Source organism: Oceaniserpentilla sp. 4NH20-0058, assembly GCF_040371755.1.
Taxonomy (GTDB): Bacteria; Pseudomonadota; Gammaproteobacteria; order Pseudomonadales; family Oceanobacteraceae; genus Bermanella.
In genome coordinates this window covers 106,460-132,833 of record NZ_BAABWE010000010.1, presented here as the reverse complement: position 1 = coordinate 132,833, position 26,374 = coordinate 106,460, and the positions used below count along the sequence as shown (strand labels likewise).

The window sequence follows — 26,374 nt, the reverse complement described above, 5'->3', positions numbered from 1 at the left end:
ATCTTCAAAGTTACCTTAGTAAATTACGCTTCAGCCTAGATATTAAGCGAAATAATTCATATGGCCAAAATAGCACTTTAATTGGCCAGAATAACAGAGATTGGTTGCAAACTTGTCACTAAACTATGGTATAGATTTGAATATTAGGGGTGTGTCATGACGAGTTTGCCTGTCATTGTTGGGTTTGGTGGCTATAACGCTGCTGGTCGTAGTTCTTTTCATCATGGCTACCGTCGTCTTATTATTGATTCATTAGATGTGCAAACTCGCCAACAGACTTTGGCAAATTTGGCGGTGTTAATGGGCCTAGTGAGTGTTACTCAAAGCGCTCAAAACACATATGAGGACCTTCAAGGAAATGAATTAACCCTTGAAGCGTTAGATGCCCAGTACGGCGATACCATTCTAGACAGCACTCTGGTGCGTCGCATTGAAAGCTCTTACTTTGATGTAGATGCCAGCCGGTGGCAGCAATCTGTGATCATTGAAAGCAGCGAAGCATCACCAATCGAGTTTGAATTACCAAAAAAACAATTACCTAGTGTGATACCAGACAACTGGCACGTTGAAGAACTGGATGCACGTAAAGTAAAAGTGCAACTTCGCCAAGCGGTGGAAGTAAAACTGGATAGCGTGCGTGACTTTGTGGTGAAAGGGGCTGGGCAATTTCCAACTGGGTTTGAGCCTAGCGAAAAATATGCGTCTCGTTTTCACCCTCGTTCATTGCAAATGGCCATTCTAGGGGCCTCTGATGCCATCAACAGCACAGGTATTCCTTGGCAGACCATTGCCGATTCCGTTCAGCCAGATGAAATTGCGGTTTACTCTTCAAATATCATGGGCCAGCTAGATGAAGCGGGTTTAGGTGGTATGTTGCAGTCCCGTTTACAAGGTAAGCGTATTACTTCAAAGCAGTGCCCACTTGGTCATAACAGTATGACGGCGGATTTCATTAACGCTTATGTGCTAGGCAGTGTAGGTGGTACTGCATCGATTACCGGTGCGTGTGCAAGTTTTCTATATAACTTAAAAGCGGGTATTGATGACATTCAAAGTGGTCGCCGTAAGGTGGTTTTGGTTGGGAACAGTGAAACCCCAATTACCCCCGAAATTATGGATGGCTATGCCAGCATGGGCGCCCTTGCAACGGCGGAAGGCATCAGCAAATTAGACGAAGATAAAGAGCTGGATTTAAGACGTAGCAGCCGTCCGTTTTCTACTAACTGTGGCTTTACTATTGCAGAGTCCTCTCAGTACACCTTATTGATGGATGATCAATTAGCCGTTGAATTAGGGGCAAAAATCTATGGTGCGGTAACCGATGTATTTGTGAATGCTGACGGTTTGAAAAAATCCATTTCAACCACTGGCGCCGGTAATATGATTACCATGGCAAAAGCGGTGTCGTCTGCAGTGGCTTTGTTAGGTAAAGAGGCGGTGCAAAAGCACAGCTTTATACAGGCCCACGGCTCAAGTACACCTTTAAACCGAGTGACCGAATCGCAAATTTATCATCAAGTGGCGCAAACCTTTGGTATTGAACAATGGCCAGTGGCGGCGATTAAATCATATCTTGGTCATTCACTTGCCACTGCCAGTGGCGATCAACTGGTTGTGTCCTTAGGGGTGTTTGAACATGGTGTGTTACCTAAAATCAGTGGTATTGATCATATTGCACAAGACGTTTTAGACGAACACTTGGACCTTCCTATGGAGCATATTCAACGGGCCCCAGAGGAGTGGAAGGTAGCATTTTTAAACTCTAAAGGATTTGGTGGAAATAACGCGAGTGCCGTGGTGCTTTCTCCGTTTGTTGTTAAAGACATGCTTAAAAAGCGCTATGGCGCGGATACCATGGAGCAATATGAAAGTCGTGTGGGCTTTACTCAAGAAGTGGCTCAAGCTTACGATTTAGCAGCCAGTAACGGTGAGTTGAATGTGATTTATCGTTATGGGGAAGCAGCTATCGACGAATCAAAAGTTGAAATCACCGAACAAGCGGTAAGTCTGCCAGGTTATGCTCAAGCGGTGGCATTACCACAAACCCACACTTATGCAGATTTGCTTGTAGCAGCCACAAAAGAATAGGGTTGATTGCGTAAAATACAGAACTAAACCTTTCACTTAGCCCCTGAGTCATCTGATATACTGTGCACATCTATTTGTGTGGTGAGATGATAATGGGGTTTTCTTCTTTGGCGCTGGACGAGCGCTTATTAAAAGCACTACAGGCACGTGATTATAGCGAGCCTACACCCATTCAAGCTCAAGTGATTCCTCACGTTTTAGAAAAACAAGACGTGTTAGCCGGTGCACAAACGGGCACAGGCAAAACCGCCGCGTTTGTTCTGCCAATTTTGCAACAACTCTTGCAGCAGTCTCAGCCCTCACAAACCCCTAAAGTGTTGATTCTAGCGCCCACACGAGAGCTGGCGGTTCAGGTATTTGAAAGCGTTAAGTCCTATAGTCAGTTTACCCATATTCAATCCACCATAGTTTACGGTGGTGTCAGTATTGGGGCTCAGGTAGAGGCGTTAAAAAAGGGAGTTGAAATACTGGTGGCCACACCAGGGCGTTTAATTGACCATTTATTTAAAGGCACGGTGGATGTTAGTCAATTATCTTGCTTGGTATTTGATGAAGCTGACCGCATGCTGGACATGGGTTTTATTGATGAAATAAATATGATTTTAAAGCGATTACCTAAAAATCGCCAAACTCTATTATTCAGCGCAACCTTAGATGACAGCATTTTTGCGTTAAGTAAAAGTTTGTTGAAACAACCAAAAATCATCGAAACTGCCCAACGAAACGCCGTAGCAGAACCAGTTGAGCAAATCGTTTACAACATGGATTCTGAACGTAAGCGGGAGTTTTTATCTTATTTGATAGGCAGTAAAAACTGGCAACAAGTATTAGTGTTTACTCGCACCAAACAAGGGGCTGATGCATTAGCCAAAGAAATGAACAAAGATGGTTTAGTGACTCAAAGCATTCATGGGGATAAAAGCCAAGGGGCAAGAGAAAAAGCCTTAAAAGAGTTTAAAAGCGGCAAGGTTCGGGTGCTTGTGGCCACAGACGTAGCCGCAAGAGGATTAGATATACGCCAACTTAATTATGTGGTGAATTATGAACTACCCTACATTGCAGAAGACTACGTGCATCGCATTGGGCGCACAGGGCGAGCAGGGGATGCAGGGTTGGCCATATCTTTGCTTGATAGTGAGGAACATTATTTACTGGAAGAAATCGAAGCGTTATTGGATACTCGCTTAAACCAGCAGTGGTTTCCAGGATATGAGCCAGATTTAACCAAAGAGTCATCGACTAATCGCAAGAATTCAAAAGCAGCACAAAAACGACGCGCCAAACAAAGAGCCTTTGGACAACAAACAGGGCAAAAGCGACGCCGTTCATAGTGGGGCAAAGGGTCATATGAAACGTTATTTAAATGCACAAAAAAAATACATGGAATCAGTCTCTTCAACTATTCAAGGCTTAAAGCAGGAAAAAGAAGAAACCAGTGCCATGATGAAAACTTTTTTTAATGTGTTAACACAAAAGTTACCCAATGGTAAAAAGCCTGAACCTAATGAAATACAGGCCGCGTTAGAGCAGTTAAAAGATGTGCATAAAATGGCGGGGTTATTGGTGCTCGCAATTGCTCCCGGTGCGGTGGTGACGTTACCGGCTATTTGTGCGTTAGGGAAAAAATACGGTGTGGAAGTATTGCCTAGCTCGTTTCAAAAAATGGACAAAGATGAATTAGAAACCATTGAAGAGTTAGAGATGCTTCTGGCTGAAAAAACCGATGATTTTTTTAATAATCATGAGAAAAGTCCTAAAACAGCAGAGAAAAATACTGAAACCCCATAAGTTAATGACTAAAAACTTGGCTGTTTGCAATCCCATCAAACATAAACTGAACAGCCAGTGCCGCTAACAGTACACCAAATACTCTTGAAATAACGTGCATACCCGTTACGCCCAACACTCTTTGCACTTGCGTGGCCAATAGCAATAAGCAAAGACTTAATCCCATAATTGAAAAAATGGCCGCAATCACCATGGCTTGTCTCCACGGGTCGTGGGATTGCTGAGTGCTTAATAAAATAGCAGCGCCCATAGCCCCTGGCCCCGCCAATAAAGGCGTAGCTAAAGGGAAAACAGAAATATCATTTTTGCTGTTGGCTTCGTCCGTTTCTTCATCGGTTGTATTGCTGACACCGCTGGTGCGTGCAAATACCATATCAATAGCAATCAATAGCAACAAAATACCACCAGCCACCTTTAACGCTGCTAATGAGATACCAAGGGCACTCAATATCACTTTTCCGCCAAGTGCAAAGCCTAATAAAATGCAACAGGCAATAAACGTACCTCGCATGGCCATGGAGATCGCTTTGCTACGTTTTGTACCCAGAGTCATGGCTGCAAAAACGGCGGCTACGTCTAATGGGCCAACGGTGGCAAAAAAGGTGGTGAAAGCAACTATAAATACTTCTAACATGAGTAATATTTCAAAAGGCTATGTTAGAAGTTTAGAGGGGATTAAATAAAGGTAAAGCCCTCGCTGGCGAGGGCTTTATTTGATCATTCTTCTACGTAGTGTTCAGCCCAAACAGCAACACTGGAGGCCACATAAGCGGCGTGTTTGCTGCTAGAAAGTAAGTGGTCAGCTGGCTCTAAGCTAATGAAACTTTTTGGGTGCTTGGCATAGTTATAAATATGCTCAGCTTCTTTAATTAATACGGTGGTATCACGAGGAGAGTGGAAAACCAATAATGGGGTTTTCATCTTACGAATGGTTTCGTCTTGGTTTTGGTTGTAGACATCATCTAAAAATTGTTTTTTCATCACAAAAGGGCGGCCAGAAAGTAATACATTAGCTTGGCCTTTTTCTTGGATTTCATCTTCAAAATCTGCGAATTGTTTAATTACATGGCAGGGTTTTGAAGGAGCAGCAACGGTCACGACCCCTTTAATGCTTTTAATTTTGTTGGTTGCACCTAAAACCACTGCACCGCCAAAACTGTGTCCAATTAACAATGCTGGTGCTTCGTAATTCTCTTTTAAGTGTTCGGCGACTTTTATTAAATCATCAACACTGCTTGTGAAGTTAGTATCTTCGAATGCACCTTCACTGTTACCAATGCCCGCAAAATCATAACGTAACACAGCAAATCCCTGAGCCACTAAGCCTCGGCTAATTCGTGATGCGGCTAAACTATCTTTACCGCAGGTAAAGCAATGGGCGTATATTACGTAGGCTTTAGGGTGTGGGCCGGGTTTTTCGAGGATGGCGGCAAGAGTGCCTTGAGTACCTTGGATTTCCAATTTGGTGCGGTGTTTGGACATAGACTTCTCAGATCGACAGCTTTTAGTTGTAACAGTGCAAAAATATTAACCAATAATAAATGTACGACCCATTGTGTCTTATTGCAATTAAATCCGACTAAAAAACTAGGTTAAAGGGGTGTAATTAACCTTTTTTCCACCTGCACGGCTGATTTTCTGGGCAAGTTCACCTGAGAACTTAATAATGCGTTCAAAGGCAATGGGTTTGATATTATGTGGTGCATATTTGCCGCCAAGCGCACCAGGTTCTAACATGTGAAATTTCATGCCTTCTTCAAGGGCGCCATATTTTTCGGTGGCCTTATACACCATGACTTCCATGAACCAGTCTTGGTTAAACTCTTCATCTTTTACTAGGTCGTTGTATTCGTCTTTGTCGTCAGCGATGACTTCACAGTACAAGTCCTCTGGGCATAATCGCCAGAAGCGGTTGTCCTCATCTTGCATGATTAAGTTACCAAACTCATTTTCAGCGATAATGGTTGTAGGGTCGATGCCCGACCAACCCCAATGGGACTTTACACTTTCTAAAATATTCATAATTTCAAATATGGTTAAATGGATGGGCGTTATTGTGCCATAAAAAAAGCCAGCAAAGCTGGCTTTTGATTTGTGACGATAAATTATTCCGGCCATTTTCCGGTTCGTTCACCTCGGCTATTTAAAGTAAGGTTGCCATCAACGGCTTGGCTGCCTTGAGGTGTAGCTACTAACTCAATACATTCTGTTAATTCTCCACCACTACTACATTTTTTTGCGGATATGACATATTTACCTGAATAACTGGTTTGGTTTGAATCATAGTTCAGATCAGTTAAAGCCGTTGTATAGCCGGAGTTATTGATAAAAGCGTCTTCTTGTGCTCGCATAATATCCAACAGGGAGTTAATGGCCTCACCTCTATTCGCTCTTATTACATAGCTCTGGTAAGAGGGTAAAGCCATACTGGCAATAATCCCGACTATGACCATTACAATTAATAATTCAATTAAATTAAAACCCAGCTGCTTCATATTTGAACCTTTTTTTAATTATTCTGGCGCCAGTACATTGGTTTGACATAACAGTTTGCCCCCAGACATTTTGGCTTGTCAGTTTTGCATGACGAGCCACTAGGACAATCAGACTTTGGATTGGGGTTGAAACGAGAGTCATCAATCGTTTCTGTACCAATGGCAATGGTTTTACCACCACCACTTCTGTATATCACCACAGGGCGAGGGGCAATACCAGAGTGAGCAAGAGATTTAGAGGCATCGTTTGCATCGATATTGCCGTCTCCATTAAGATCAATGACGGCCATTGCATTTTTTTGATCCAATACATAAGTTCTGGATAAACCGGTATCTGCGCCACAGGCGTTACTGGTTGCACCGGTGGGGGAGAATGTAGTGAAAATAACCGCACCAGAGAACGTGGTAGATTCTGCCAATACTTTTTCGCCACCAGTGCTTAATGTAACGTACCAGCCGCCACCGTCGGCCATTATTCTCGGCATATCATTTGTAAATTCCGAAGCCCCGCCTGTCATTAAACTGGTGGCATTGTAGAGTAATGATGGATCTGGATTTTCAGTATCACCAAGGCTGGTTTTAGTGGTAGCGGCTTCGGTTTTAGCGGTGTAACTACTCGGTGCTGAGTATGGATGGAAATCCTTAATCACATAAAAACGGTTATTAACAGCGGTTGTTTGCACTGGGTGGGCACGGTGGCCAGAACCAATGGCGATGGTTAAATAGTCGCCGCGCTGCCTATCTTTTACTAACGCTACATTAGGTTTGTTATAAAAACGGCGGTTATTCTCGACAGTGCCATCATTTAAGTTGGCTATCATTCCACCAGTTGCATCAACGGTTGAGCCACCGGGGAAGTCTATTCTAAATACGCGACCTCCCATATCAGCTGCAAATAAATAATCGGTTAAGCCGTCACCGTTGATATCAACCACAGAAAGGCTTGCTGGAATACTATTGACCATCTCATTGATGATAATATCTGCGCCACTATTTTCATCACTTGTCCAACCAAGTAAATCACCTGTTTGTGCATGCACCATAAAGATGGCATTGCCTACGTTGTCGCTTTGGCGAGTAGGGTTATCATCTTGGGATTCGTCATATCCACCACCAAAGAACAATACAGGTGTTTCTTTAAGGACACCGTTTTCATCAGGGTGATTAATTTTAGCTACGGTCATTTTAGACCATGTTTGGCCCAGCTTACGGTATGGATTAGAGTCATTGTCATCGCCAGAAGTATCTCCTTCACCTTCACCTTCACCTTCACCTTCACCTTCACCTTCATCTTCATCACCTACACCTTCAATTTTGAACAGCATTTTAGGGTTGCTTCTGTCTGTAACATCCAGTGCGTAATAACCACGGCCACCACGGCGCATGCCCGCATAAAGATAAATATGTTCATCTTCTTCAAGTTGGTTTGTTTCTGGGTTGATGATTAAATTGTTACGGTTTTTATCGTAAAACCAAGAGGTAATTAAACCGTCCATGCCGTAAGGTTTATCGGCTGCTGCGCCTACATTGTAGTAATATGACTTTTGCGTTGCATGAAACTCGCTAGGCAAGAATGCAAATTGTTCTTCACCGGTAGTGGTATCGACAGCATGAATGAAACCTTCATTAGTACCAAAAAAGATTGTACTGTCCGGATTTTCTTCAGTACCACCATAGGTGATCACAACAGGTTCACTATGCAGTGGATCACCTAGTTGTTGACGTGTTTCTTCGGTATCGTTATCGCCATCCATATCTAGAATGTCAACACCAAGCGTCCAGTCGAGAACATCTTGAAAATCGTCATCGTCGTATGCCTCATCACTCATATTAAAGCTAGCTCGTGAAGCACCTTCTGCACTATTCAATGAAATTAAATCACCACTGGAGTTATTTGTGTAAATTGATCGATTGCTTGGTACAACAGGAATTCGGTTTGCAGCTCCACCTAAATTGACCTTCTTCCCGTCAGCTTCATCTGTATTATTCCAAAAATCGAATACCCCTTCATTAAAAAAGCCCGTTGCAGTACTAATAGCAGGACTATCAGAGTTAGCACCCACAACAATTCCTTCTTGAGTCAACTGATAGCGTTTTAAATTTCCTGCCCATTTAAAATTATCAGCAGGTCTAAATAATGCGTAAAATAGTTCGTCTCTGTGCTCAGATGCATTAAAGGCGTTAACAGAAACGGCTGGTGCTGTGAAAGTTGAGTCTGTAGAAAGTATATCTAAAAATATTGAATCTAAGGCTGAAGCTAATTGCTGTGAATCTCGAGCTGCAAAAAATTTACCGCCGCCATAGTCAGCTGTACGTCTTAATAGGGTAACCGCATCACTTTCTGTGTCATCGTTATTATCAGTGCCTAAATCATCAAACCCGCCAATTGTATAAGTGGTGATTTCTTGACTACCAGTTACACTACTAGAGTGGTCAGTATTACGTCCCCAATATGCTAGTTCGTCTAGGCACTCTCCGCTTCCTGAGCATGATTTATTCAGCGCAGATGGTAATGCCATATTTGCAATTAAGTTTTGGATTTTACTGTTTGCATTATCATCATTTGTTGGTTCACCATCAGTAAGTAAGATGATGTGGTTCTTTTGACAAGCTTGTTCAATAGGGGAGTTATAGGTTTCTCCATCCTCTTGTAATGAGTCACTGGTACTTGTATTTGGTGTTGAGTCAGAACCGTAATCCATATCCCCGCCACTTAAATAGAGCATTCCTTCATATAAAGCCTCAGAAAGAGGTGTGCCTCCATTAGGACCATTGTCGACATATTCAGCTAATTTATTTCGAATTAGTTCTCCTGATGTGGATATGTCTGATATAGGGATATCGATCATTCCTCCATCGGAATCACTTGAAAAGCGCATCAACCCCAAGTTAATATTATTCAAAGATAACGTAAGGTCATTAACTATATCCACCACAGTCTCTAATCGGGTTTTGACTTCAATTGCTTCACCGTGATAGTAATTCATGTAATTTCCGCTATATAAAATATAGCTACGGTCAGACCAGCTTTGATTACACCTTATGTCAGATTGATTTCCGTCACTAAGGCTCCTCCAGGAAACTCTTCTCCTACTGCTACGATATTGTGCATATGTTCCTGAAATACGCCCTTCAGTTTCAAGAGCTTCGATTGTTGAGCTGCACCCACTTGAATTTTCGCCGCTTAAAGTCGAAAGATTGTGCCCATCATTTGAGCTATCATTAAGGCTATTATAAAATTGACCAACGTCGTAATTTCCGCTGTATGTCGTTAATGGGTCATATTCCTCTAATGCTGTTTCTACGTCTCTATCCATGCTTCCAGATGTGTCCATAATAAAGAGGACATTCGAATTTATTCTATTATCTGGGTCAATGGCGTTGGCACCATAGATTTCAGTGTCGTCTGCATTGACGATAGAAGATGCTATTAGAGCAAAGTAAATAACGAACCTATTCATAATTTACTCCTAATAATTTAGTTTATAGACTACATTCGAGTCTAAATTAATAAATATGGTTGGGTATTTTGCTCTGGAATATTCTGCTAACAGGGATTGAAGTGTTGTTGTTTTCCCTTTTTTGTTGATGTTTATATCACTATAAAATTTATAGGTCTTTTGTAAGCAGTAGCTGCAGCCAATAGGTGTAATTACACCGTAATTAGAACTGCTAAAAAATTCAACTTTAATGCCATTGGTTTCTAGAGCTGATGTTTTATGCTTTAGCGTTTCTGCATGTAGTATTGAAGTGAATAAACAGAGTAGCAAAGTAGATAATAATATTTTCATTGGTTTTTCCTTAATTCATAACGCCAGACTGCTTAAGGCCACTAACGACGGCACCTAAAGTTTGATTATTAGACGTTGTGTTAAATACTGCATTGCAGGTTGTTTCGTAGATATAGGATTTAAACTGGCTTTCAGTGTCTATGTCGTAGCCGTCTCTACCTGCTGGGGCATCTTTAATATAACTCCAAGCAACAGTGATTGTTGATTGAGGCGCGTATTTGTCATCTATTATGGTCGATTGTGTGGTGTTTAGAGCACTTAATAGATCTTGGTAACTATCTGCTTCTAATGCGTCTTCAGGTATTCCTGCAATAGTAAGTAAAGGCCCAATAGCGGCCCCTTCATCGATATTAAATCTCAATAATTGTGCTTCTTGCTCGTTACGGCACTCGTGGTAAGTTAGCGTTGTGAATAAGCTGTTGTTTACCATGCGGCTTTGTATGGTACTGCTTTCAAGGGAGTAAACAGCAACCACTGTAATAATGAGTAAAAACACTAATGCAATAACTAAAGTAGAGCCGCTTTGATTTGGTAATGGCCGTATGTTCACATTGCACCTCCGATCATGTTAGGTAGCTCAATAGTATTCATGAAAATGTTTCGAAGGTTGCCATCGGTTACAGAATAAAGTGGTGCATCAAGTAAGTTGTAAATTCTTTCCTTTGATGTGCTATTAATTCTACTTGCATGGTCTGTTTCTTGGCTGGTGGTGAGCAGTGCAATACGTATACTGCGAATTCTATCAGGAGTAATGTCTTGGGTGCCGTAAGAACCCACATTGATGTATTGAGATACATGTGGGTCACTATATAATTGTGAGACCCCAATTTGAAACTCAAATAATTCAACATTATTGATGATAGAAACAGGGTTATCTAGCCAGCCATTTGCGTCTCGGTCAAATATACGGCACCTTAATTCGTTTAAGGTATCCTCATCGCTGCTGACCCAAAAAACCGTAACCAGCCTTTGCGGGCCGTTGGCTGTGCCGCCAATTATGGTGCCGGTACAGGCACGGCTTTCATCTCCTGCATTGCCACCTATATTGAAAGGGATGGATAGTCGGTCCCCTAATATAGGCTCATTTTCAGGGTTATTAACGCTACAGGCTTGTGCTTGTGCGGGATCAGTACAATTGATTAATGTATTATCTGTGCTACCTGTTGATACAAATATAGGTGAAAGGGGTTGAGTTGAATCCTCGCTGTAACCAGCTTGACGAAGAAATGTTGTCATGTAATCCATGGCAAAACGCCCAGTTTCTTGATTTCTGGACATGGCGTCTGAAAGCGTGATGGTTTTATTTGTGGTGATAAATAGATTGAGTAATCCGGTGATAACAAAAATACCAATGGTACCGGAAATCATTAATTCAATTAGAGTAAAACCTTGTTGCTGCTTCATTAGTTGAACCTCACTACCATGGTGTATTCACTTACATTGGTATCTTTTTCTTTTTCTTTTTCTTCATCATCATCATCTTCTTCTTTGGCCACTTGCTTGAGTCGAGTTTGCCACTTTAAGGATACTGAGTACTGAATGCAGTCCTTGTTACCCGTGTAGTTACTAGTCCTATCGCTCTCTTTGGTACACCTTGAGGTGAGTCTTGGGTTTAAAATAAAATCTGATGGGCTGTCGTAAATAGAGGGGCTTAAACCGCAGGTGCTAATCCATTTGTCAAATGTCGCCATTTTGTTTTTGTCTTGGATGGCTTCATCGATGCTGCAATCATCGGCACCTTTATGTATTCCATCTTCGTAGGTTTCGGCGCATAATTGTGTTGGTGGAGCTTCACAATCAATATCTTCGGGGTTAAGAGCGTAAAAGCCACCGCGCGCACCTGCTTGGTTTGCCCGCATACGGCCAACATAATCTTCCACTATCCACATGGCTTGAGATTTTTGCGAGCTATCTTGAGTAGCTTGTATCCCACGAAGTAGCATAAGGCCCATGCCTGAAACTGCAATGGTGACAATTAAAACGGTGACCATGACTTCAATCATGGCGATACCTAATTGGTTTTTATTTAAGAGCATGTTCCAGTACTCCTAGTTACGTGGCCGGAAAGTAACAGGCGATATGTAAATTTGACGTTGTCGGGGCATCCATTAAGGGTTAACTCTAATTCACCAATGGATTCAGCTTGGCCGCTGGTGGATCTTAATTCAATTGGGTTATCTTGACTAAACTGTTCACTGGTAAAGCTAGGGTTGCCAGGTAAGGCTTCAAAGCGTCGAATTAACTCTACGACATTGTTTTCAGCATCAATCACTCGTTGTATTAACCAGCCGTTTGACCAATCTTTTCCATCTCCGATGGGACTAATTCTAATGTTTTGATTGCCTTTGCGGGCCTCTGTTCTGGCTAAGCGAAGGGTTTTTTCAAATATAGGTCCAACCACACTTAATTGCTTATTATCAAGAAAGGATTTAAGTGATGGAACCCCTGCACTGAGGATAATTGTCAGTATCAGCATGGAGACCATAAGTTCGATGAGTGTTAAGCCGTATTCTTTTTTCATAGGCTCTATTTAAGACCTTAGATAAACAGGTGCCTAATCAAAACGGACTAACGGTATGTTTTCAAGGTTTGCTGGCAATGCAAATGTCATCAAATGTGTCGTAATTCACACTTGTAAATTATTCACAAGCATAGCGTTGATATTTTGAATATGGGGAACCTTTGCTGTTCAAATAATCATCAATGCGAATGCGTCCTTGAAAATTGATAATAATACTTTTAGCCAGCTCATAGTGTTTAGAGTATGGACAATATAAAAAAGTGGAAGCAGAGGAAAAGGCATGGCCTAAAGGGTTAAAGCGTACGAAATTTTGCTTAGCTTTGGACTTTTTCCAATATCCCATGTTGGAGCTTAAATCTGTGGTGGAGTAAATGACTTCGTCTTCGTCGAGAATGTTATTGAGGTTGATGTCTTGGAATACTCGGATTGGATCTTGCCAGTCATCAGAGCAAGCATTATGTCGCGTTGGACAAACCGTAATATGGCTTGATGTATGTTGCGCGGTGGATCTGGCTTGGAATAATACCCTTCGCAAAGTAAGAATATCTGTATGGGCCTGATGTCGGTCAATGAAGTGGTTAAGCTTAGGAATCCCTAAACCTAAAAACGAGACTAGTATTGTCATCGCCACTAATAGTTCAAGTAGAGTGAATCCTCGCACTGTTTTACCTCCATGTAGAACAGCGTTAATTTGAGAAGGTTTCTAGTCTATCGTGCCAATTAATATTTACACTTAGAAAAAAGTATAATATTAATCGATGTTCAGTTTTTTAAGTCGATAGCGCATGGAACGAAAGCTCATGCCTAATTGCTCGGCGGCGGCTGTTTTATTCCAGCGACATTGCTCAAGGGTTTGGGTGAGTATTTCACGCTCTATATCTTCAAGGTAGTCTTCTAGGCTTTGTCCTGGTTTAAATTCAACTAATGGGCTTGAATTTTCGTTGCTAGTAGTTGATTTTAATGCCAAATCTTTTAAATGAATAACATGACCGTCCATGAGGGTCATGGCACGTTGTAAGATGTTTTCAAGCTCTCGAATGTTGCCCGGAAAATGGTAGCCTTGCAGAGCATTTTCAGCGTCAGAGCTTAACTGAATATCTTTAACGCCCAAGGAGTCACTAAGCCGCTGAATGATATGCTCGGTGAGTATACGGATATCACTTTGTCTTGCTCTTAAAGATGGAACCTGTAGATTGATAACGTCTAGGCGGTAGAATAAATCTTCACGGAAGTTTTGATTTTGTACTTCTTCGTGTAGATCTTTATGGCTGGCCGATAAGATTCGGATATCGACTTTTTCTTCATTTTCACTACCAACGGGTCTAACGACGTTTTCCTGAATGGCTCTTAGTAATTTGACTTGCATGGTTAATGGCAGGTCAGCTACTTCGTCTAAAAATAAGGTGCCTCCATTGGCGGCATGAAAAAAACCATCTTTATTTTGAGTCGCACCAGTAAAGGCCCCTTTGCGATGACCAAAAAACTCACTTTCCATTAATTCAGATGGGATTGCACCACAATTGACAGGGATAAATGGTTGATCTTTTCTGGGGCCAAGTTGATGGATTGCACGGGCAACCAGCTCTTTTCCTGAGCCGGATTCACCATTAATAAATACGGGAGCATGGCTTCGAGCTACTTTTTGAATTTGTTGTTTCAGTTCTATGATAGCTGTAGATTGCCCAATAATATTGGGTAATAAGGATTCACTTTTAGCGACAGTTTCAGGAGTATCTAAAGCAAGGGCGGTACGAATCACAGACTTTAGTTTGTCGAGTTCGATAGGTTTAGCTAAAAAGTCAAAAGCGCCTTCTTTCATGGCTTCAATAGCCACTTCAACACTTCCGTAGGCGGTAATCACAACCACGGGCGTGTTTGGATGTTGGGTTTGCATGTCGGCTACTAAGTCTAAACCGGAGCCATCAGGTAAGCGCATATCAGTTAGGCATAGGTCAAAATTTTGAGTGCTGAGTTGATGTTTGGCATCCGCAATAGAGCAGGCTGTAATGCACTGTAAGCCTAAACGATGAATGGTCATGGATAACAGTTCAAGAATATCCGGTTCATCATCTACTATTAAAATTTGGCTCATAACTTACCCCTTTCTTTTGCAAAATCAAAGGCAAAAAATATGTCGAATTTGGCACCTTGTTTGTAGTTTGAATCATATCGTATTTCGGCGTGATTCGCCTCACATAGCTCTTTGATTAAGTATAATCCTAAACCTGTACCACTGGCCGATGTGGTGTAAAACGGCTCGTAAAGATACTCAAGAGCTTGCTCTGAAATACCATCCCCTGAATCAATGAAACTTAAACATGGGCGTTGGTTTTCTTTGGATAGTAAAATAGTAATACCGTTACTTTCTTGCGCTTTACCATAACGGCAGGCATTTTGCGTAAGGTTCAGTAGAACTTGCCGCAGTTGGCTTGGGTCAAAGCGTACTTCAAAAGCAGGGCCGTTAATTTTAAACGTACAATTAAATTCTTGACTTAATTCGAGGGTGGTATCTTTTAACCATTTTTCTAATTGAATCCATTGCAGTTCAGACGGGCTCCGCTTACTAATTTGCATAACATTTTGAATAATTGAATCCATGCGGGTGCAATGATTTAAAATGATGTCACATAGTCTTTGGTCTTCAGATGAAAGCTCAGGATTCTCGACTAATAATTGAGCTGCATGACTCACCGCATTAAGGGGGTTGCGTATTTCATGGGCTATACTGGCAGCCATCCTTGCAAGGGAGTTTAGTTTAAATTGATGGGCTTTACGTATTACCGTGTCTTTGTTTTCGATAAATACAAGAGTGCTGTTTTCATCAATACTGGCAAAAAAAACAAATGCAGTGGATTGGACGTCATTGGGGTTTAATTGTATTTGAGATTCATTTTGCAGGTCGTACTCTAACCAATAATTAAATCGCTCAATGACCCGTGAAGGTATGAATTCATAGGGCTGAATATTATTTAACCTTTCTTGTGCTGCTCGATTGATACGCAAGATTTGGCCTGCTTTATTCACCACACACACACCTGTGTGCATTCTTTCAATAATTAAATCGTTAAGTTTGGCGGCACTGTCTAATTGAGACTGGGTTTCTACTGCTTGGGTTTGTGCTTCAGTTAAGCTGGAGCTTAGGGTTTGAATTATTAAGGCTTCAATGAAGAACGAAATACAAATGAATGAACCAGATACAATCCGGTCGGTGATATCGTCAGGATGAAGGAAGCCTTGAGTTAGTACCATAATAGTAGCCATTGCGGCTAATAAGTAACCGTAAAGCTTAGAAACTAATAGATTGCCTATCCCAACATGAAATAATAACAGCAAGGCTAGATCTTGCTGTTTTGGGGCAATATAAATCATTAAAAACCCCATAATGAGGATTTCAAATAGTTGATAGGGTAGCAGCGAGTCCATTTCAAATATATCGTGTTTATTTGAATGCTGAATAATCGCTATAGACAATGCCAAATAGCCACCTAAAATAATCGGTAATACCTTTAATGAATCTGCCTGCCACCAATTGATGCGTTCTTCAAATAGGTAAAATCCCAGAAATAAAAACGCTAATCCTAGGGTGAAATACCCATAAAATTGAGTGACCGACTGCCGGTGTATGGTGAGATTCATATGATTTATTCATTGCTCAATGTTTTCAATTCTCGCAGAATACGGGGCTTTAGTGGTTTGAATCAAGGTAGTAATGGTGTCCGAACAAACTCTTAAGGTCTGTTTAGCTCAGATTGACTTGTTAGTTGGTGATATTTCAGGCAATGAAAACAAGGTTTTGGCCAGTGCTCAGCACGCTGTTGAGCAGAGCGCTGATGTGGTGGTATTCCCAGAGTTGACCTTGACGGGATACCCTCCAGAAGATTTATTATTACGGCCTAGCCTTGATGTTCGAATAAACGAAGCGTTAGCGAACATCTTGGCGGCTCAATTGCCTATTTACATGGTGCTTGGTTACCCTAAACGGGTAAATGGTAAATTGTTCAATATGGCGGGTGTGTATTTCAAAGGTCAGTGCCTTTATGAATACGCCAAGCATGCATTACCCAATTATCAGGTGTTTGATGAAAAACGTTACTTTGCAGAAGGTAGCGAGTTTGGTGTGGTCAGCATCAAAGGGGTTTCGTGTGCAATTAGTATCTGTGAAGACATCTGGCAAGAGGATGTTATGGCCGCGGCTAAGGCTAACGGCGCGGCTTGCATGTTGAACCTAAATGCCTCTCCTTTCCATATTGATAAAACTCAACACCGTAAAGACCTATTAAAACAGCGTGCCCAGCAAGGGCGGATGCCCATTGTTTATGTGAATTTAGTGGGTGGCCAAGATGAGCTAGTGTTTGACGGTGGCTCCATGGTGGTGGATGCGAAGGGTGAGTTAAAGGCCTTTTCTTCCTGTTTTGAAGAAAGTCATGAAATTGTTGAGCTTAATTTTTCTAATCAAAGTTGTTCAAATATTGTAGGTGTAATTAAACCAGAGCAAGAACGCTTAGCTTCTATTTATTCGGCATTGGTACTAGGGGTTCGTGATTATGTTAATAAAAACGGCTTCAAAGGGGTATTGCTCGGGTTATCAGGCGGAATCGACTCCGGACTGACATTAGCTGTGGCGGTGGATGCATTGGGCAAAGATAGGGTAGAGGCGGTGATGATGCCGTTTAAATACACCTCTCAAATGAGCCTTCACGATGCAGAAGATCAAGCCAATCGTTTAAGTGTGCCTTATAAAGTCCTGCCTATTGAGTCCATGTATAACAGTTTCATGGATATTCTCGCGGATGAATTTGAGGGCACAAAAGTCGATACTACAGAAGAAAACCTGCAAAGCCGTTGTCGTGGTGTGATGTTGATGGCCATGAGTAATAAAAAAGGCTACATGGTGTTAACTACGGGTAATAAAAGTGAAATGGCCGTGGGTTATGCCACCTTGTATGGCGATATGGCAGGGGGTTATGGTGTGTTAAAAGATGTGTATAAAACCTTGGTATTTGAGCTATCTAAATACCGAAATACCATTGAAGAAGTGATTCCACCAAGGGTGATTTCACGTCCCCCGTCGGCTGAACTAGCACCCGACCAAGTGGATGAAGATTCCTTGCCGCCATATCCAGTGTTAGATGAAATTTTACGTTTGTATATTGAGGAAGATCAAAGCGCCACCAGCATCATAGGTAAAGGTTTTACTGAAGAAGACGTTCGCCGTGTGCTACGTTTGGTGGATGTAAATGAGTACAAACGCAGGCAGGCTCCTGTTGGAGTGCGCTTAACTCAGCGTGGTTTTGGGCGGGATCGCCGATACCCAATCACTAATGGTTGGAGAATTGGCCATTAATGTTGCTTAAAAACACAAAAAAAACCGGCAAAAGCCGTTTTTTTTGTGTTCATGTGAAAGGTTATTTCTAATCAATCAAACCTAGTGTAATGACATTCCAAATGCTCTTGCGGTCTTTTTGTGCCCAGCCACTGTGTTCAAACGTCCCATTGCTTAGTTGTTTATGCTGTGGAAAGTTGGCTTTTAATACGGCTAAACTCTTATTGGCAAGATCCTGTTGATCAAGTAGCTCATAGGCTTCCACCATAATGGCCAAGCCATCGGCCACGTGAGAGGTGCCTTGATAGCTTTCCACGATGACCTTGCCACGATTAGCGGCTGCTAGGTAGGCATGGCGTTTCAAATAATAATTTGCCACATGAACTTCATTCTGAGCAAGACGGTCACGCAAATAAATCATGCGCTGGCGAGCGTCTGCGGCGTATTCACTTTCAGGAAACTTTTGAATTAACTCGCTAAACTCTTGAAAAGATTCACGGGCCGGTTGAGGGTCTCTTTGTGATTCGTCATCTGCAAAATAACGTTCAACTAGACTTAGCCCTAACTCATAGGTACTTAAGGCTTTTAGATAGTAAGCATAATCAACGTTAGAATTCTCAGGGTGTAGGCGAATAAAACGTTCAGCACTGGCACGGGCCCCTTCAAGTTCTTGTGCGCTGTATTGAGCGAAGATCATTTCTAGCTGGGCTTGTTCGCTGTAGTTACCAAAAGGGTATTGGTTTTCTAGCTCTTGTAGGGTTTCAACGGCTAAAAAGTAGTTTTCACTCTCTATAGCTTCTATGGCTTTTTGGTATATTTCACGCTCAGTTAATTCATTTGGGCGTTTTTGACTGTTTGAGCAGGCCACTAAAATGAAACTGGCCAGAAGGATCAAGAGAATTCGCATAGGGCTATCTGATATAATCTTCAAAATGTTGTCTGTTATTGTAATGTCAGCGCGCAATTTAACCACAGGGCGCGCCATTCACCAAGGCTACTTACGCAATGAGACCTAAGATTTTTGTCTAGAGTAAGTAATATGGTGAGATGCCCAATACCTGTGTTAGTTCAAAGGTTAATACATGTCCGAACAAATTCAGCTTAGCTTAACTGTCCCAGATGAACTGGGAAATAAGCGTTTTGATCATATCGCTGCCACTTTATTTCCTGATTTCAGCCGTGCTCGTCTGCAAACTTGGATCAAAGACGGTAAATTATTGGTAGATGGCGAGGCTCGTAAAGCCAAAGAAAAGCTGGTGGGCGGAGAGTTACTCAAACTAGATGTTGTGACTCAAGCTGAGGGAGAATGGCTGCCAGAGCCTATTGAGTTTCCAATCGTCTATGAAGATGACCATATAATGGTCATCAATAAACCCATGAATTTAGTGGTCCACCCTGCAGCGGGTAACCTTACTGGAACCTTATTAAATGGATTATTGCATCATTGCCCTGACCTACAAAATATTCCACGTGCGGGTATTGTGCATCGTTTAGATAAAGACACTACTGGATTGATGGTGGTAGCGAAAACGTTACAAGCGCAAAACCACCTAGTAGAGCAATTGCAAAGCCGTGAGATGGGCCGTGAATACGAGGCCGTTCTACAAGGGGCTATCACTGGCGGTGGCACAGTGAAAGAACCGATTGCCCGTCACTTAAAGGATCGAACAAAAATGGCGGTTCACCCAACTGGTAAAGAGGCCGTCACTCATTACCGAGTCATCGAAAAGTTTCCAACTCATACCCACGTAAGAGTAAAGCTTGAAACCGGCCGGACTCACCAAATTCGCGTGCACATGGCTCATATTCAACATCCTTTGGTTGGCGACCCCACTTACGGTGGCAAAGTACGTTTACCAAAAGGGGTGAGCCATGAATTAAGAGACGTGCTTCGGGAATTTCCACGGCAAGCATTACACGCGAGAAAGCTAACCCTGATTCACCCTAAAACTAATAAAGAAGTGAGCTGGGAAGTGGAATTACCAGAAGACTTTGAAGAGCTGCTGGATGAGCTAAGGTACGACGCTCAAACCCATGGCGGAGCAGACTATTAATGTCCAACCAATCTTGGTTTACCCCAGACTGGCCAGCACCTAGAAACGTAAAAGCGTTATCAACCACTCGCATGCAAGGTGTCAGTGTAGCTCCTTATGATTCAAATAATCTTGGGGCCCATGTTGGGGATGATGAGCATTCAGTTAAGCAAAACCGTCTGAATTTGCGTTCTAAGCTACCTTCTGAGCCACTTTGGTTGAACCAAGTTCATGGTGTGGATCTTGTGGATGCCAGTGAGTATCAAGGTGTATGCGATGCTGATGGTGCGTTTGCACACAATCCAAACCAAGTGTGTACTGTCATGACGGCCGATTGCTTACCTGTGTTATTTTGCAATGCTCAGGGTACTCAAGTAGCCGCTGCACATGCCGGTTGGCGTGGTTTGTTAGACGGTATTTTAGAGCAAACCGTTGCCCGTTTTGAGCAAGCTTCGAGTGTCATGGCTTGGCTTGGCCCAGCCATTGGTCCCACTGCATTTGAAGTGGGTGAAGAGGTAAAACAGGGGTTTTGTGATAAACAACCAGAGGCACAAGTGTATTTCAAACCGACACACAGAGACGGTAAATGGTTAGCCGATTTATATGGTCTTGCTCGGTTTCGCTTGTCGTTAGTTGGTGTTACACAAATTTATGGCGGGGAGTTTTGTACCTTCACAGAACCCCAGCGTTTTTTCAGTTACCGCCGTGACGGGGTTACCGGAAGAATGGCCAGTTGCATCTGGTTAGCGGACTAAGTTAACCAGAGACCAGTAGTTACTTATTTTTTAGAGCAGTATTTATCCACGTCTTTTTGTGCATTAGCGATGAGATTGGCTCGACCTTTTTCGTCATACCATTCGCGTTCGCCATTCTCTAGGGTTTTAAATATACGGCCATTGTTTTTGAGGTCGAGCAGTCTTTGTTTTGCTTTTTTGCAGTTTTCAGCCATGCGCTGCTCCTCTAGAGCCGCAAGCTTTTCATCTTCACTTTCAGTGACACGATCTACCGCTTGTTCTTGCAACTGCTGTCGGACTTTTTGCAGTTTTTCATTGGCCGCAGCTGCATTTTTAGAACTTGATGGTGCATTAACTTCAACTTTGTCAGCTTGAGTTTGCGCAGGCGGGAACTGTGAGAAATGGGTTTGACCGCTTTCATCAGTCCATTTATAAACCTGACCGGCATGTGCAAATACGACAAAAATCAGGGTAAAAAGTAGGGTTATTAAGCGCATTTTTTTCTTTCTTATGGCGTTTTTTAAGTTTTAGGCCAGTTACTCTACCCGTTTTTGCACAAAAGCAAAGCACGAGCTGCTGAAAGCGGTAAATGTCAAGCAAAATCAAGGCTATAAGCCTGATTTGGCTTGACTTAGGCCACTGTGCTGTCAAAATTAGCTCCCCAAATTTTAGCCCTCAACGGTCACCCCCGTTATGGCGTTTGGAGATCTTTCTGAGCTGATGACCTCAGCACAGCCAAATTCGAATCGGTTGCCTAAGATGCAGCCGATCTAGGTGAAAAACTACAAGTTCTTCATCACCCGTTACATCCTGGTGTAAGACCAGTACGGCGCGGTAGTTATGACTATGGTTTAACAAGTCAGCAAACCTATTGCAATCAGTTTCCCGCTCGCCTAGTGCGAGCAAGCGGATGAGAGGAAAAAACGGTGGAAATGCTTTCCGGCGGAGAAATGTTAGTTCGCTCCCTACATGAAGAGGGAGTAGAGTATGTTTATGGTTACCCAGGTGGTAGCTTGTTGCACGTCTATGATGCGTTTTATAAACAAGATTCAGTGAAGCACGTGCTAGTGCGTCACGAGCAAGCGGCTGCGCATATGGCCGATGGTTACGCTCGTGCAACGGGTAAGCCGGGTGTGGTCATGGTGACCTCTGGCCCAGGTGCAACGAATACCATAACCGGTATTGCTACGGCGTTTACTGACTCAATTCCTATGATTGTCATTACTGGTCAGGTAATGAGTCACTTAATTGGTGATGATGCTTTCCAAGAGACTGATATGATGGGGATTTCTCGTCCTATCGTAAAGCACAGCTTTAGTATCAAACACCCAAGTGAAATTGCTGAAACGGTTAAAAAAGCGTTTTACATTTCCACCTCTGGGCGCCCCGGTCCGGTTGTGATTGATATTCCTAAAGATATGACCATTCCGAATGATCGTCATGAGTTTTCATATCCTAAAAAGGTTAAAATTCGCTCATATGCGCCTCCTGTAAAAGGACATAGTGGTCAAATTCGTAAAGCGGTTGAGTTATTACTCGCAGCTAAGCGCCCAATGATTTATTCAGGTGGCGGCGTGGTGTTAGGTCAGGCGTCTGAACAGCTACGTAAATTGGTTCGTGAGTTGAATTTCCCTATCACACAAACATTAATGGGCTTGGGGGCGTATCCGGCTACTGATCGTCAGTCGTTAGGTATGCTAGGCATGCACGGCTCTTACGAAGCGAATATGGCAATGCATCACTCAGATGTGATTCTGGCTATTGGTGCGCGTTTTGATGATCGTGTAACCAATGCGGTAAGTAAATTCTGTCCAGATGCGAAAATTGTTCACATTGATATTGATCCGTCATCTATCTCAAAAACAGTAACCGTAGATATTCCGATTGTAGGTCCAGTGGACAGCGTATTGGATGATTTCTTAGAAATTATTGGTGAGCCGGATCAAAAGAAACCTGATTCAAAAGCCATAGAGTCATGGTGGAAGCAAATTGAAGAATGGCGTAAGCGTCACGGCGGTGAATACGAAAAGAATGATAATGGTTTGCTAAAACCTCAAGAAGCCATTGAAGGTTTATGGAAGGCTACAAAAGGCGATGCGTATATTTGTTCTGACGTAGGTCAGCACCAAATGTTTGCAGCACAATACTACAAATTTGATAAGCCAAATCGCTGGATCAACTCTGGTGGTCTTGGCACCATGGGCTTTGGTTTTCCTGCTGCCATGGGGGTTAAATTAAACTTCCCAGATGAAATGGTGGTGTGTGTAACCGGTGAAGGCTCTATTCAGATGAATATCCAAGAATTGTCGACCTGTTTACAGTATGGCATTCCGGTGAAAATTTTCTGCTTGAATAATGGCTACTTAGGTATGGTTCGTCAGTGGCAAGATATGAACTATGAAGGTCGTCACTCAAGTTCATATATGGAGTCACTACCAGACTGGACTATGCTAGCTGAAAGTTATGGTCATGTTGGTATCAACGTAGAAACCAAAGACCAACTGCAAGGTGCTATGGATGACTGCTTTGGTAAATACAAAGATCGTTTAGTATTTGTTAACGTATCAGTTGACCCTGAAGAACATGTTTACCCAATGCAGGTGCCAATGGGAACCATGCGTGATATGTGGTTAAGTAAAACGGAGCGCACCTAATGAGACACATTATTTCGATTTTGTTAGAAAACGAGCCGGGTGCTTTGGCACGTGTTGTGGGTTTGTTTGCGCAGCGTTCATATAACATTGAAACTTTAACGGTTGCGCCAACGGAAGATCCAACTCTTTCACGCATGACCATTACCACGTCAGGTCCTGATCGTGTAATCGAGCAAATCACGAAGCAATTAAATAAATTAATTGAAGTGGTTAAGCTGGTGGATTTAACAGAAGGTGCTCACCTTGAGCGTGAACTGATGTTGATCAAAGTGAAAGCGTCAGGCTCTCAGCGTGCTGAGATTAAGCGCACTGCAGATATTTTTCGCGGTCAAATTGTAGATGTAACTGCAAACGTATACACCATTCAATTAACCGGAGCCACTGATAAACTAGAAGCGTTTATTGAAGCCATTGGTGCAAACTGCGTATTAGAAACCGTCCGTACAGGGGTTTCTGGTATTGCCCGTGGTGAGAAAACGTTAAGCTTATAAAACATTTGCTTTGTGTGAAAAAGGGTTATGACTAAGTCATAACCCTTTTTTTATGTCGGTTACTTTTTACTGATTAAGTACACACCAATAATGACCAGCACCAAACCTGTAATGTGATATAGGGTTAATGTTTCCCCTAAAATCCATACCGCCATTAAGGTGGTAAATAAAGGACCAGTGGTGCCTGTTATAGCGGTGCGCTCCGAGCCAATTCTGCCAATGGCTGCGCTCATTGCATAGCTAGGAATGACCGTACTAAAAAATGCAAGCGCAACACCATAACCATAAATTGCGGTGGAATAATTCAATACGACCTCTATTGGTGTGTGCAGTAAATTTAATTGAGAAAATAAACAGGAGCTCACCATAGCGATTGAAGTGAATAATCCAGCGCCTAATTTTTCAATAAGGGGTTTGCTTAATAATACATAAATGGCAAATGTTACTGCACAGCTAAGCATCAATCCTAAACCTATTAACGAGCCATTAATGTTGAACTCACCTGGTAACAAAACAAGTAAACCGGCATACACAACGGCAACCGCTAAAAGTACATTTTTAGACGGCAGCTTTCTATCCCAGCCAGCTTTAAACAACACTACTAAGCTTGGGTAGGCATAAAGAATAACCCGCTCAGCATGTGCGCTAATACTTTCAAGGGCTAATAAATCTAAATAACTTGAAAGAAAGTAACCTAAAAACCCAGTGGCAACGGCGGAAGCAATATACCGTTTTTTAGCCATCAAGCTAGGGTATTGCCATAACAACAAACCGAAATAAAATGGAAAGGCAAACCACATTCTTAGCACCATTAACCCCTCGCTATTAGCACCAAGTACATACGCCTCTTTAATAAGAATAGGTTTTAACGAAAACATAAAACTGGCTAATAAAGCCAAGCCTAGTCCGATTTTAATGGGTGATGTCACAGCCTGCTCCTATTTATTGCTGTTATCAAAAGGCTGTTATACGAAGGGAGATATAATACCTAGCGTTTAACAGCCAGGTACGGGGGCACCTAGCGTTAGCTGGTTAACACCCACCATTTGAGAGAAGTTGAAGAAGTGATTTTTAAAGTTGAACTAAACATGATTCAAACCGTAAATAATTGTGGCTAATTAAAACGGCTTTTTCTTTAGCTGGCAACCTAAATGAATAAATTATATTTAAACGGTTTGTTGCTTGATGCCATTGTTAAAGAAGGCATACTGCACATATTCTCTTTTTTTCGCATTTTTATAGGACAAAGCTGTGCTCACAGTACCTTTTCCAGTTTGGCTGATTACGTTGGCCCAAGCTTTAGGCATGTTAAGTGCTCCTATGGTGATTTTTGTTGGTGGATTTTTAGGTGTAGCATTTGCGCCTTCTGCGGATTTAGCCACCTTGCCAGTGGCGGCGTTAGTGGTTGGTGGTGCGGTTTTTTCCATGCCTGCTGCCATGATTATGAAGCGTATAGGGCGTCGTAAAGGGTTTGTATACGCAACCTTAATGGCAATATTAGGTTCTATATTGGCTATATATAGCGTACGCAGTGAAAACTTTTTTGGCCTGTGTATCAGTATTTTTATTTTAGGGGGGCATATGGCCTTTGTGCAGCAGTTCCGTTTTGCTGCAATTGAGTGGGTAAGCCCTGATAAAGTAGCGATGACCGCCAGTGTGGTGATGTTAGGTGGGTTATTAGCCGCTTGGCTGGGCCCAGAAATAGCCATGATTGGTAAGGATTTATTCCAGCATACTTTTAGTGGTAGTTTTGTTCTATTAGCGTTATGCCATGTGGCATTACTGGTTTTATTAAGTGTCACGCCGTTTGCTGATGTAAAGCCTGCAGCGCAAAGCTTTGAAGCAAGTCGTTCATGGCAAACATTGTTGCTACAACCGGGAATGACAGCGGCCATTGTAACCAGTGCTGTGGCATTTGGTGTAATGAGTTTAATTATGACTGCAACACCGGTTAATATGAGTGAAGTGCAAAGCTATCCATTAGAAGATACCAAGACTGTGATTCAAAGCCATATTATGGCTATGTTTTTACCGTCTTTATTTGCCCCGATTTTATTTCGCTTATTCAAACTACTAACCATGTTGTTGGCAGGCATTATTGTTATGACTGCTGCGATTAGTATTGCTATTTTAGATCAAAGCTATTGGGGTTATTGGGCTGCACTTGTATGTTTAGGCGTAGGTTGGAATTTTATGTTCGTCAGCGGAACTACGTTGTTGTCACAACAGTACTCGCAACAGGAAAGTTTCTCCGCACAAGCCTTGAACGATGCATGCGTATTTTCTACACAAGCTATTATGGCGTTGTGTGCTGGCTGGATGGTGTTTAGTTTTGGTTGGTACGCACTAAACTTATTAGCGATTCCGTTATTATTATTGGCACTTTTGGCTCTAGCTCGTTGGTATTTATTTGAGCAAGAAAATAAAAAAGCGGTTTAAAAACCGCTTTTCATCTG

At 42.3% G+C, this 26,374-nt stretch carries 25 protein-coding genes; 9 read left to right on the top strand and 16 right to left on the bottom strand.

The annotated features are described in order from the left end of the window. The first annotated feature begins 156 nt into the window (after nucleotides 1–156). The 3 genes from ABWV45_RS13560 to ABWV45_RS13550 all read left to right on the top strand — a co-directional run bounded on the left by ABWV45_RS13560 (nucleotide 157) and on the right by ABWV45_RS13550 (nucleotide 3,876). The gene (locus tag ABWV45_RS13560) at nucleotides 157–2,088 is read left to right on the top strand and encodes a beta-ketoacyl synthase (RefSeq protein WP_353352256.1); all 1,932 of its coding nucleotides are present in this window, start codon (nucleotides 157–159) and stop codon (nucleotides 2,086–2,088) included. Between the two features lie 92 nt (nucleotides 2,089–2,180). After that, complete coding sequence (locus ABWV45_RS13555) at nucleotides 2,181–3,419, top strand: DEAD/DEAH box helicase (protein ID WP_353352255.1); 1,239 nt, start codon at nucleotides 2,181–2,183, stop codon at nucleotides 3,417–3,419. A 16-nt stretch (nucleotides 3,420–3,435) separates the two neighbouring features. Next, nucleotides 3,436–3,876, top strand: coding sequence for a hypothetical protein (locus ABWV45_RS13550; RefSeq protein WP_353352254.1), 441 nt, complete (start codon nucleotides 3,436–3,438; stop codon nucleotides 3,874–3,876). 1 nt (nucleotide 3,877) lies between these two features. Here ABWV45_RS13550 and ABWV45_RS13545 read toward each other — a convergent pair whose 3' ends face one another. From ABWV45_RS13545 to ABWV45_RS13485, 13 genes are all read right to left on the bottom strand, one after another. Continuing rightward, complete coding sequence (locus ABWV45_RS13545) at nucleotides 3,878–4,510, bottom strand: MarC family protein (protein WP_353352253.1); 633 nt, start codon at nucleotides 4,508–4,510, stop codon at nucleotides 3,878–3,880. A gap of 83 nt (nucleotides 4,511–4,593) precedes the next feature. Next, nucleotides 4,594–5,358, bottom strand: coding sequence for an alpha/beta hydrolase family protein (locus tag ABWV45_RS13540; protein ID WP_353352252.1), 765 nt, complete (start codon nucleotides 5,356–5,358; stop codon nucleotides 4,594–4,596). A 105-nt stretch (nucleotides 5,359–5,463) separates the two neighbouring features. Then, nucleotides 5,464–5,994: a T6SS immunity protein Tdi1 domain-containing protein gene (locus ABWV45_RS13535; protein WP_353352251.1), complete on the bottom strand. Its 531-nt coding sequence runs from the start codon at nucleotides 5,992–5,994 to the stop codon at nucleotides 5,464–5,466. After that, complete coding sequence (locus ABWV45_RS13530; protein ID WP_353352250.1) at nucleotides 5,982–6,371, bottom strand: type IV pilin protein; 390 nt, start codon at nucleotides 6,369–6,371, stop codon at nucleotides 5,982–5,984. Before ABWV45_RS13530 ends, ABWV45_RS13535 begins: the two co-directional genes overlap by 13 nt. 14 nt (nucleotides 6,372–6,385) lie before the next feature. Then, nucleotides 6,386–9,832 (bottom strand): pilus assembly protein, encoded by a 3,447-nt coding sequence (locus ABWV45_RS13525; protein WP_353352249.1) that lies wholly within the window; start codon nucleotides 9,830–9,832, stop codon nucleotides 6,386–6,388. Nucleotides 9,833–9,841: 9 nt separating this feature from the next. Continuing rightward, the gene (locus ABWV45_RS13520) at nucleotides 9,842–10,162 is read right to left on the bottom strand and encodes a hypothetical protein (protein WP_353352248.1); all 321 of its coding nucleotides are present in this window, start codon (nucleotides 10,160–10,162) and stop codon (nucleotides 9,842–9,844) included. A gap of 10 nt (nucleotides 10,163–10,172) precedes the next feature. Next, on the bottom strand, nucleotides 10,173–10,712 hold the full coding sequence (locus tag ABWV45_RS13515; RefSeq protein ID WP_353352247.1) for a pilus assembly PilX family protein: 540 nt from the start codon (nucleotides 10,710–10,712) through the stop codon (nucleotides 10,173–10,175). Next, the gene (locus tag ABWV45_RS13510; protein WP_353352246.1) at nucleotides 10,709–11,566 is read right to left on the bottom strand and encodes a PilW family protein; all 858 of its coding nucleotides are present in this window, start codon (nucleotides 11,564–11,566) and stop codon (nucleotides 10,709–10,711) included. The genes ABWV45_RS13515 and ABWV45_RS13510 overlap by 4 nt, the downstream gene beginning before the upstream one ends. After that, a complete protein-coding gene (locus ABWV45_RS13505) occupies nucleotides 11,566–12,198 on the bottom strand; it encodes a hypothetical protein (RefSeq protein WP_353352245.1) in 633 nt (210 codons plus the stop codon). Before ABWV45_RS13505 ends, ABWV45_RS13510 begins: the two co-directional genes overlap by 1 nt. Beyond that, nucleotides 12,189–12,683 carry a GspH/FimT family pseudopilin gene (locus tag ABWV45_RS13500; RefSeq protein WP_353352244.1) on the bottom strand — a complete coding sequence of 165 codons (495 nt, stop codon included), beginning with the start codon at nucleotides 12,681–12,683 and terminating at the stop codon, nucleotides 12,189–12,191. The genes ABWV45_RS13505 and ABWV45_RS13500 overlap by 10 nt, the downstream gene beginning before the upstream one ends. Nucleotides 12,684–12,801: 118 nt before the next feature. Then, nucleotides 12,802–13,344, bottom strand: a complete 543-nt coding sequence (locus ABWV45_RS13495) for a GspH/FimT family pseudopilin (protein ID WP_353352243.1) — start codon at nucleotides 13,342–13,344, stop codon at nucleotides 12,802–12,804. Between the two features lie 90 nt (nucleotides 13,345–13,434). Continuing rightward, nucleotides 13,435–14,775, bottom strand: a complete 1,341-nt coding sequence (locus ABWV45_RS13490; protein ID WP_353352242.1) for a sigma-54-dependent transcriptional regulator — start codon at nucleotides 14,773–14,775, stop codon at nucleotides 13,435–13,437. Then, nucleotides 14,772–16,319 (bottom strand): sensor histidine kinase, encoded by a 1,548-nt coding sequence (locus tag ABWV45_RS13485; protein ID WP_353352241.1) that lies wholly within the window; start codon nucleotides 16,317–16,319, stop codon nucleotides 14,772–14,774. The genes ABWV45_RS13490 and ABWV45_RS13485 overlap by 4 nt, the downstream gene beginning before the upstream one ends. Before the next feature lie 73 nt (nucleotides 16,320–16,392). Between ABWV45_RS13485 and ABWV45_RS13480 the strand changes: the two genes are divergently transcribed. Beyond that, entirely contained in the window at nucleotides 16,393–18,027 is a 1,635-nt protein-coding gene (locus ABWV45_RS13480) for an NAD+ synthase (RefSeq protein ID WP_353352240.1), read from the top strand. Nucleotides 18,028–18,094: 67 nt separating this feature from the next. Here the strand turns inward: ABWV45_RS13480 and ABWV45_RS13475 are convergent, their stop codons facing one another. Beyond that, a complete protein-coding gene (locus ABWV45_RS13475; protein WP_353352239.1) occupies nucleotides 18,095–18,913 on the bottom strand; it encodes an outer membrane protein assembly factor BamD in 819 nt (272 codons plus the stop codon). A 175-nt stretch (nucleotides 18,914–19,088) separates the two neighbouring features. On the opposite strand from ABWV45_RS13475, the gene rluD reads away from it, so the two are divergent. Both rluD and pgeF read left to right on the top strand, forming a co-directional pair. Beyond that, nucleotides 19,089–20,060, top strand: a complete 972-nt coding sequence (rluD, locus tag ABWV45_RS13470; RefSeq protein WP_353352238.1) for a 23S rRNA pseudouridine(1911/1915/1917) synthase RluD — start codon at nucleotides 19,089–19,091, stop codon at nucleotides 20,058–20,060. Next, nucleotides 20,060–20,794 (top strand): peptidoglycan editing factor PgeF, encoded by a 735-nt coding sequence (pgeF, locus tag ABWV45_RS13465; RefSeq protein WP_353352237.1) that lies wholly within the window; start codon nucleotides 20,060–20,062, stop codon nucleotides 20,792–20,794. The genes rluD and pgeF overlap by 1 nt, the downstream gene beginning before the upstream one ends. Before the next feature lie 23 nt (nucleotides 20,795–20,817). Here the strand turns inward: pgeF and ABWV45_RS13460 are convergent, their stop codons facing one another. Continuing rightward, nucleotides 20,818–21,270, bottom strand: a complete 453-nt coding sequence (locus tag ABWV45_RS13460; protein WP_353352236.1) for a DUF4124 domain-containing protein — start codon at nucleotides 21,268–21,270, stop codon at nucleotides 20,818–20,820. A 429-nt stretch (nucleotides 21,271–21,699) separates the two neighbouring features. Between ABWV45_RS13460 and ABWV45_RS13455 the strand changes: the two genes are divergently transcribed. Both ABWV45_RS13455 and ilvN read left to right on the top strand, forming a co-directional pair. Beyond that, nucleotides 21,700–23,427, top strand: a complete 1,728-nt coding sequence (locus tag ABWV45_RS13455; protein WP_353352235.1) for an acetolactate synthase 3 large subunit — start codon at nucleotides 21,700–21,702, stop codon at nucleotides 23,425–23,427. After that, the gene (gene ilvN / locus ABWV45_RS13450) at nucleotides 23,427–23,918 is read left to right on the top strand and encodes an acetolactate synthase small subunit (protein WP_353352234.1); all 492 of its coding nucleotides are present in this window, start codon (nucleotides 23,427–23,429) and stop codon (nucleotides 23,916–23,918) included. Before ABWV45_RS13455 ends, ilvN begins: the two co-directional genes overlap by 1 nt. A 59-nt stretch (nucleotides 23,919–23,977) precedes the next feature. On the opposite strand, the gene ABWV45_RS13445 is transcribed toward ilvN, so the two are convergent. After that, entirely contained in the window at nucleotides 23,978–24,847 is an 870-nt protein-coding gene (locus ABWV45_RS13445) for a DMT family transporter (RefSeq protein ID WP_353352233.1), read from the bottom strand. Nucleotides 24,848–25,169: 322 nt separating this feature from the next. On the opposite strand from ABWV45_RS13445, the gene ABWV45_RS13440 reads away from it, so the two are divergent. Next, on the top strand, nucleotides 25,170–26,357 hold the full coding sequence (locus ABWV45_RS13440; RefSeq protein WP_353352232.1) for an MFS transporter: 1,188 nt from the start codon (nucleotides 25,170–25,172) through the stop codon (nucleotides 26,355–26,357). The last annotated feature ends 17 nt before the right edge of the window (nucleotides 26,358–26,374 follow it).